This window comes from Halomonas kalidii, from assembly GCF_030010475.1.
GTDB classification, from domain to species: Bacteria; Pseudomonadota; Gammaproteobacteria; order Pseudomonadales; family Halomonadaceae; genus Halomonas; species Halomonas heilongjiangensis.
This window is the reverse complement of sequence record NZ_JASCQN010000044.1, coordinates 1-6,857: the sequence shown is the minus strand read 5'-3', so window position 1 is coordinate 6,857 and position 6,857 is coordinate 1. Positions and strand designations below refer to the sequence as shown.

Sequence of the window (6,857 nt, the reverse complement as noted above, 5' to 3'; positions counted from 1 at the left end):
CCGAGCGCAGCTGCAAGAGCTGGCTCACCGAGGCGCCGCTGCGCATGCTGATGAACAACCTCCACCCCGACGTCGCCGAGCGCCCCGAGGACCTGGTGGTCTACGGCGGCATCGGCCGCGCCGCCCGCGACTGGCAGTGCTTCGACACCATCGTCGCGACCCTGCAGCGCCTGGAGGACACCCAGACCCTGCTGGTCCAGTCCGGCAAGCCGGTGGGGGTGTTCGAGACCCACAAGGACGCCCCGCGGGTGCTGATCGCCAACTCCAACCTGGTGCCGGCCTGGGCCAACTGGGAGCACTTCAACGAGCTGGATAAGAAAGGCCTGATGATGTACGGCCAGATGACCGCCGGCTCGTGGATCTACATCGGCTCCCAGGGCATCGTCCAGGGCACCTACGAGACCTTCGTCGAGGCCGGGCGCCAGCACTACGCCGGCGACCTCTCCGGCCGCTGGATCCTCACCGCCGGCCTCGGCGGCATGGGCGGCGCCCAGCCCCTGGCGGCGAGCCTGGCCGGCGCCTGTTCGCTGAACATCGAGTGCCAGCAGTCGCGCCTCGACTTCCGCCTGCGCACCCGCTACCTGGACGAGCAGGCCACCGACCTCGACGACGCCCTGGCCCGTATCGAGCGCTACACCGCCGAGGGCCAGGCGGTCTCCATCGGGCTGTGCGCCAACGCCGCCGACGTACTGCCCGAGCTGGTCAAGCGTGGCGTCAAGCCGGACATGGTCACCGACCAGACCAGCGCCCACGACCCGCTGCACGGCTACCTGCCGTCGGGCTGGAGCTGGGACGAGTACGTGGCGCGCGGCAAGACCGAGCCCGAGGTCACGGTGAAGGCCGCCAAGCAGTCCATGGCGGTGCACGTCCAGGCCATGCTCGACTTCCAGGCGCTGGGCGTGCCGACCTTCGACTACGGCAACAACATCCGCCAGATGGCCCAGGAGGAAGGGGTCGAGAACGCCTTCGCCTTCCCCGGCTTCGTGCCGGCCTACATCCGCCCGCTGTTCTGCCAGGGCATCGGCCCCTTCCGCTGGGCGGCGCTGTCCGGCGACCCGGAGGACATCTACAGGACCGACCAGAAGGTCAAGGAGCTGATCCCCGACGACCCGCACCTGCACAACTGGCTGGACATGGCCCGCGAGCGGATTGCCTTCCAGGGGCTGCCGGCGCGCATCTGCTGGGTGGGCCTCAAGGATCGCGCCCGCCTCGGCCAGGCCTTCAACGCGATGGTCAAGAACGGCGAGCTCAAGGCGCCCATCGTCATCGGCCGCGACCACCTCGACTCCGGCTCGGTGGCGAGCCCCAACCGCGAGACCGAGGCGATGCGGGACGGCAGCGACGCCGTCTCCGACTGGCCGCTGCTCAACACCGCCAGCGGCGCCACCTGGGTCTCGCTGCACCACGGCGGCGGCGTGGGCATGGGCTACTCCCAGCACGCCGGGGTGGTGATCGTCGCCGACGGCAGCGCCGACGCCCATGCCCGCCTGGGCCGGGTGCTGCGCAACGACCCGGGCACCGGGGTGATGCGCCACGCCGACGCCGGCTACGAGATCGCCAAGACCTGCGCCCGCGAGAACGATCTCGACCTGCCGATGCTCGATAAGTAAAGAGCCCCCTTTATCACGACATTGCAACGCACCCCGTCTTGGCAAGGAGCGCCGGGGGCAGGCCGAAGAGGAGGTCCGATGCCAGGGAAGGCATCGGTAGCGCCCAGGGAGGGGTTCACAGCGCCTCCTCGCAGGCCTGCCCCCGGAACAGCTCCGACCCAGCGAGGTGCTGAAATAAGCCCAAGTGGCAGACAGGAATCCCCGTTATGACCCATCTCGAGATCCAACCCGGCAAGATGACCCTGGCCCAGGCGCGCCGGGTCCATGAGGCCCATGTACCGGTCAGCCTGCCGGAGGGCGCCAACGCGGCCATCCGGCGCGGCGTCGACTGCGTCAACCGCGTCGTGGCCGAGGACCGCACCGTCTACGGCATCAACACCGGGTTCGGCCTGCTGGCCCAGACCCGCATCGAGAAGGAACACCTGGAAGACCTGCAGCGCTCCCTGGTGCTGTCGCATGCCACCGGCGTCGGCGAGCCCATGGAGGACGCCCTGGTGCGGCTGATCATGGTGCTCAAGGTCAATAGCCTGGCGCGCGGCTTCTCGGGCATTCGCCGCGAGGTGCTCGACGCCCTGATCGCACTGATCAATGCCGAGGTCTATCCCCATATCCCGCTCAAGGGCTCGGTGGGCGCCTCCGGCGACCTGGCGCCGCTGGCCCATATGAGCGTGGTGCTGCTCGGCGAAGGCAAGGCACGCCACCAAGGCGAGTGGCTGCCGGCCAAGCAGGCGCTGGAAGTGGCCGGCCTCCAGCCGCTCTCCCTGGCCCCCAAGGAGGGCCTGGCGCTGCTCAATGGCACCCAGGTCTCCGCAGCCTATGCCCTCAAGGGGCTGTTCGAGGCCGAAGACCTCTACGCCGCCGCCACGGTGTGTGGCTCGCTGACCGTGGAGGCGACGCTCAGCTCACGGGCGCCCTTCGATGCGCGCGTCCACGAGGTGCGCGGCCAGCCGGGGCAGATCGACGCCGCCGCGGGCTATCGCCACCTACTCGGCCGCCGCAGCGAGATCAGCGACTCCCACGTCCATTGCGGCAAGGTACAGGACCCCTACTCGCTGCGCTGCCAGCCCCAGGTGATGGGGGCCGTGCTGACCCAGATCCGCCAGGCCGCCGCGGTGCTGGCCATCGAGGTCAATGCGGTGTCGGACAACCCGCTGGTGTTCGCCGACGAGGGGGACATCATCTCCGGCGGCAACTTCCACGCCGAGCCGGTGGCCATGGCCGCCGACAACCTGGCCCTGGCCATCGCCGAGATCGGCTCGCTCACCGAGCGGCGCGTCTCGCTGATGATGGACCAGCACATGTCCCGGCTCCCGCCCTTCCTGGTCGAGAACGGCGGGGTCAACTCCGGCTTCATGATCGCCCAGGTGACGGCCGCCGCCCTGGCGAGTGAAAACAAGGCCCTGGCCCATCCCCACAGCGTCGACAGCCTGCCGACCTCGGCCAACCAGGAGGACCATGTCTCCATGGCCCCGGCCGCCGGCAAGCGGCTGTGGGAGATGGCCGCCAACGTGCGCGGCATCCTCGCCATCGAGTGGCTGGCCGCCTGCCAGGGGCTCGACTTCCGAAGGGAGGGGAGTGGCCAGCGCCTCACCACCACCGAGCCGCTGGAACGGGCACGCCACGCGCTACGCGAGCGCGTGGCCCATTACGACAAGGATCGCTTCTTCGCCCCTGACATCGAGGCCGCGACCGAGCTGCTCGCAGCGCGCACCCTGAGCCCGCTGGTGCCAGCCGAGCTGCTGCCCAGCCATTGAGCCCCCGCCCCACGGCACCCCGCCGTGGGGCGTCTTCCGGCACGCCACCCAACGACAAGAGCCTGCACATGAATGCCATCGTCCTGGCCATCCTGGTGATGGTCACCCTGAGTCTCGCCCGCGTTTCCGTGGTCTTCGCGCTGATCGCCGCCAGCCTGGTCGGCGGCCTCTACGCCGGGATGCCGCTCGCCGAGATCCTCGACGCCTTCAACGACGGTCTCGGCAACGGCGCCACCATCGCCCTCTCCTACGCCGTGCTCGGCGCCTTCGCCGTCGCCCTGTCGCGCTCCGGGATCACCGAACAGTTCGCCGACCGGGCGATTCGCGGCCTGAATCTCGATGACGACAGCGGCAATCGCCGCCTGGTCGGCTACACCCTGCTGGGCGCCCTGCTGGCCGCGGCGGTCAGCTCCCAGAACCTGATCCCGGTGCATATCGCCTTCATCCCGGTGCTGGTGCCGCCGCTGCTCAAGTTGATGAACCACCTGCGGCTCGACCGACGGGTGGCCGCCTGCGTGATCACCTTCGGCATCACCGCGCCCTACATGCTGCTGCCGGTGGGCTTCGGCTCGATCTTCCTCAACGACATCCTGCTGGCCAATCTCAACGAGAGCGGCGCGGCGCTGGGGCTGGAGGTGACCCGCCAGATGGTGCCCCTGGCCATGGTGATTCCCATCGGCGGCATGGCGCTGGGCCTGGCCATGGCGGTGCTGTGGAGCTACCGCAAGCCGCGCCACTACGAGGATCGCGACCTGGCCCACGGCGACGAGACGCCGGCCGAGGCGGCCCGTCACCTGGCGCCCTGGCAGCTCGGCGTGCTGTCGGTTGCCCTGGGCGGCACCGTGGCCATCCAGCTGCTGTCGGGCTCCATGGTGCTCGGCGGCCTCTTCGGTTTCGCCCTGCTCTCGATGAGCGGGGTGTTCCGCTGGCACGAGCAGGACGGCATCTTCACCGAAGGCATGCGCATGATGGCCCTGGTCGGGTTCATCATGATCTCCGCGGCGGGCTTCGCCAGCGTGATGCAGGCCAGCGGCGAGGTGGAAGGGCTGGTGGCCGGCTCCGCCGAACTGATCGGCGACAACAAGGGTCTCGCCGCGCTGGTCATGTTGCTGGTCGGCCTCTTTATCACCATGGGCATCGGCTCGTCGTTCTCGACGATCCCGATCATCGCCTCGCTCTACGTGCCCCTGGCGCTGGGCTTCGGCTTCTCCCCCATGGCCACCGTGGCCCTGGTGGGCACCGCCGCCGCCCTGGGCGATGCCGGCTCGCCGGCCTCGGACTCGACGCTGGGCCCCACCGCCGGCCTCAACGCCGACGGCCAGCACGACCATATCTGGGACTCGGTCGTCCCGACCTTCCTGCACTACAACATCCCGCTGATTGCCTTCGGCTGGCTGGCGGCGATGATGCTCTGATTGCCGCTGGCAGTCACTCATTTGCTCCTTTCCTTGGCTGGTCTTCGGGGAAATGAATCGGCAAGGAGGGGGCAATTCCCCCCTCCTTCTCGTTGCGGAGGGTGAATAACGCGCTCCAGGTCAGAAGATCAGGTGTGTCGCCAGGGCCACCAGGGGGATGGCCAGCAGGGTGCGGATCAGGAAGATCACCACCAGATCCATGACCGACAGCGGGATACTGGACTCCAGCATGGCGTTGGCGCTCTCGGTAAAGAAGATGATCTGAACCGTCGAGAGAGTGCAGACGAAGAAGATCGCCATGGGACTGACCTCGGCCCCGGAGATGATGATGACCGGCAGTGCGATCTCGGCGATGGACACCAGCACAGTAGGAGCGATCGCCTCGGCATCCGGCAGCTGCATCAGGTGAATCAGCGGCTCGACCACGACGCCGAGGTAATCGAACACCGGCGTGTAAGTGGCGAGCAGCAGTGCCAGGGTAGCGATGGACAGGATGAAGGCAACGATCTTCTGGGCGAAGGTGATGGCCTCCCAGAAGCCACGAGACAGGGCTTCGGGGCGTGTCTGGGCAGCACGGGCAGCCGCGGCCGAGCAGGCACGGGCCAGGATATGACGCTCATCGTCGTCACGAAGATCATCGGCGGTCTGCTTACGGCCCTCGTAGTAGACATCCTGCTTGCGGGACAGCGGCGGAATCCGCACCACGATGGCTGCCAGCGTGAAGTTGATCAGAAAGGACACGACGATCATGTGCGGCAGGTACTCCATTATCCCGCCGATGGAGGCCAGCAGGGCGAAGAAGCCCAGGCTGCAGATGCTGAAGTTGGTCGCGATGCTGGCCGACTCCCGCTGGGTGTAGTAACCACCGGTGTACAGCTTGTTGGTGATGAAGATGCCCACGGCGGGTGCCGCCACGAAGGAGGCGACCGCATCCACCGCGGAACGGCCGGGCAAGCGATACAGCGGACGCATCAGCGGCTCCATCAGGGTGCCAATGAACTCCAGGAAGCCGAACTCGGTGAGGAAGAGAACGAAGAAGCCGGCAATGGTCACGGTGAGGAAGACGCTGCCGCCCAGATAGAGGGCCAATCCGCCCACGTCATCGTGCAGCAACCAGTCGGGGCCGATGTTGAACACCAGTAGTACTGCGAAGAAGGCGGCCAGGAAGAAAGTCAGGCCACTTATCACGCTATCCTTGCGATGATATTCGCGGATACCTTCATGGCTGGAGACGCGTGACAACAGCCAGGTCAGGCACAGCAAGCCGATGATGCCAAGCGTGAGATAATTGATGGAGCCGCCAATCAACTCCTTCACATAGTCGATGATCATGACCAGCGGGATCTTGCTCTCCCCTTCCCCCACCGGGAGGGGAACGAAGAAGATGCCGAGTCCGATCAGGCTGCCAACCAGTGCCTTCAGGGCACCAGCAGTGCCGGGTTGAGCCACCTCGAGTTTGTTCATTGTGTATCTCCGTGGGGTGGTAGGGTCGCGCTGATAGACACCTCGGCGCGACCGGGTCGTGAATGAGGGTTAAGGGAAAGGCGTCACCGTTTCGATCCAGGCCTGGCAACGGTTACGCCGCTTACTGGTTCACCGGGACAAAGGCATGCTCCGCTGGAGCTTTTCATCCAGCGCGGGCAGCGCCTCGAAGAGGTCGGCGACCAGGCCGTTAGTTGTCGAGAGCGCGACCTGCAAGATCCCGATCTTCGTCACAGCTTGCCCTCGAGTTCCGGCAGCGCCTCGAACAGATCCGCCACTAACCCGTAATCGGCGACCTGGAAGATCGGCGCCTCCTCGTCCTTGTTGATGGCCACGATCACCCTGGAGTCCTTCATGCCGGCCAGGTGCTGGATGGCGCCCGAGATACCCACGGCGATGTACAGCTCCGGGGCGACGATCTTGCCGGTCTGGCCGACCTGCATGTCGTTGGGCACGAAGCCGGCGTCCACCGCGGCCCGTGAGGCGCCGATCGCCGCGCCGAGCTTGTCGGCGATGCCGTCGAGCAGCGCGAAGTTGTCGCCGCTGCCCATGCCGCGGCCGCCGGAGATCACCACCCGGGCGGCCCCCAGCTCGGG

The 6,857-nt window shown here is 67.2% G+C and carries 6 protein-coding genes; 3 read left to right on the top strand and 3 right to left on the bottom strand.

Going from position 1 to position 6,857, the window contains the following annotated elements; all coding sequences use genetic code 11:
• The 3 genes from hutU to QLQ85_RS14700 all read left to right on the top strand — a co-directional run.
• A partial coding sequence (gene hutU / locus QLQ85_RS14710) for a urocanate hydratase (RefSeq protein WP_282739688.1) occupies window positions 1-1,610 on the top strand: 1,610 nt, incomplete at its 5' end.
• Window positions 1,611-1,816: 206 nt separating this feature from the next.
• Window positions 1,817-3,364: a histidine ammonia-lyase gene (gene hutH, locus QLQ85_RS14705; protein WP_282739687.1), complete on the top strand. Its 1,548-nt coding sequence runs from the start codon at window positions 1,817-1,819 to the stop codon at window positions 3,362-3,364.
• Between the two features lie 68 nt (window positions 3,365-3,432).
• Window positions 3,433-4,779: a Na+/H+ antiporter family protein gene (locus QLQ85_RS14700; protein WP_282739686.1), complete on the top strand. Its 1,347-nt coding sequence runs from the start codon at window positions 3,433-3,435 to the stop codon at window positions 4,777-4,779.
• A 120-nt stretch (window positions 4,780-4,899) separates the two neighbouring features.
• Here the strand turns inward: QLQ85_RS14700 and QLQ85_RS14695 are convergent, their stop codons facing one another.
• The 3 genes from QLQ85_RS14695 to QLQ85_RS14685 all read right to left on the bottom strand — a co-directional run.
• Window positions 4,900-6,243 (bottom strand): YjiH family protein, encoded by a 1,344-nt coding sequence (locus tag QLQ85_RS14695; protein WP_282739685.1) that lies wholly within the window; start codon window positions 6,241-6,243, stop codon window positions 4,900-4,902.
• Between the two features lie 129 nt (window positions 6,244-6,372).
• Entirely contained in the window at window positions 6,373-6,495 is a 123-nt protein-coding gene (locus QLQ85_RS14690) for a hypothetical protein (RefSeq protein WP_282739684.1), read from the bottom strand.
• The coding region (locus tag QLQ85_RS14685; RefSeq protein WP_282739683.1) for an FAD-binding protein at window positions 6,492-6,857 on the bottom strand (366 nt) is incomplete at its 5' end. The genes QLQ85_RS14690 and QLQ85_RS14685, both read right to left, overlap by 4 nt.

Bases quoted from the DNA above. Each gene is read 5' to 3' on its own strand.
- hutH (WP_282739687.1), top strand. From the start codon at position 1,817: ATGACCCATCTCGAGATCCAACCCGGCAAGATGACCCTGGCCCAGGCG.
- QLQ85_RS14700 (WP_282739686.1), top strand. From the start codon at position 3,433: ATGAATGCCATCGTCCTGGCCATCCTGGTGATGGTCACCCTGAGTCTC.
- QLQ85_RS14695 (WP_282739685.1), bottom strand. From the start codon at position 6,243: ATGAACAAACTCGAGGTGGCTCAACCCGGCACTGCTGGTGCCCTGAAG.